The following is a 725-nucleotide window of genomic DNA, read 5'->3' as shown; positions in this document are numbered from 1 at the left end:
TCACCCAGGATACGCGCCTCGTGCAGCAAAGCGGAGACGAGTGGCGTATACGGTTCGCGATGCGTCGCAACCAGGCCGACCGTGTGACGGGCGTCCGGATCGACGATCGGGATCATCCGGATATCCTCGTGAAAACCAAATGATTTCGCGACGTTGAACGGCATGATGCTGGCCCAGCGGCCGGTGCGCACATGGGAAAAAAGCACGATCATCGAGTTCGATTCGAGCGTCGGCTTGGCCACGGCGCCGGCCTCTGCGAAATGCTGGTTAATGATGCGGCGGTTCTGCATATCGGCCGTCAATAGACAAAGCCGAACGTCGCTAACCTCTTTCCACGTCACGCTTTCCCGCTCCGAAAGCGGCGTGCCGGCGGCGGTGACGAGGTGGTAGCGCTCGACCTGGAGCGGAACGCTGGTCACCCGGCCGAGCGGCTCGTTCTCCAGATAGGTCAAGCCGGCATCGATCTCGAGGTTTTCGAGTAGCGCCAGGATCTGCACCGATGTCGTCGACAGCACGGAAAAGGTGACGTCCGGGTGCTTTTCCTGGAACGGCGCCGTCAGCATCGGCACCATGGCGAGCGTCGTCGGCACCGCGGCAAGCCGGATATGCCCGGAAAGACCTTTCCGCGCCGCCCGCATCTCCTCCCGCATGGTGCGAGTGTCGCCGACAATGCGCCGGGCCCATTCGAGCACCCGCTGACCCTCGGGCGTCAGCCCCTGGAAACG

1 protein-coding gene is annotated in these 725 nt (G+C 63.2%); it reads right to left on the bottom strand.

Annotation, left to right across the window (positions count from 1 at the left end; all coding sequences use genetic code 11):
- The coding region (locus I8N66_RS10615) for a LysR family transcriptional regulator substrate-binding protein (protein WP_291153317.1) at nt 1-725 on the bottom strand (725 nt) is incomplete at both ends.

Origin of the sequence: Ensifer sp. SSB1 (genome assembly GCF_016652895.1) — a bacterium.
Lineage (GTDB): Bacteria > Pseudomonadota > Alphaproteobacteria > Rhizobiales > Rhizobiaceae > Ensifer.
Note: the sequence above shows the minus strand (reverse complement) of the source record. Positions and strands in the feature narration are given on the sequence as shown.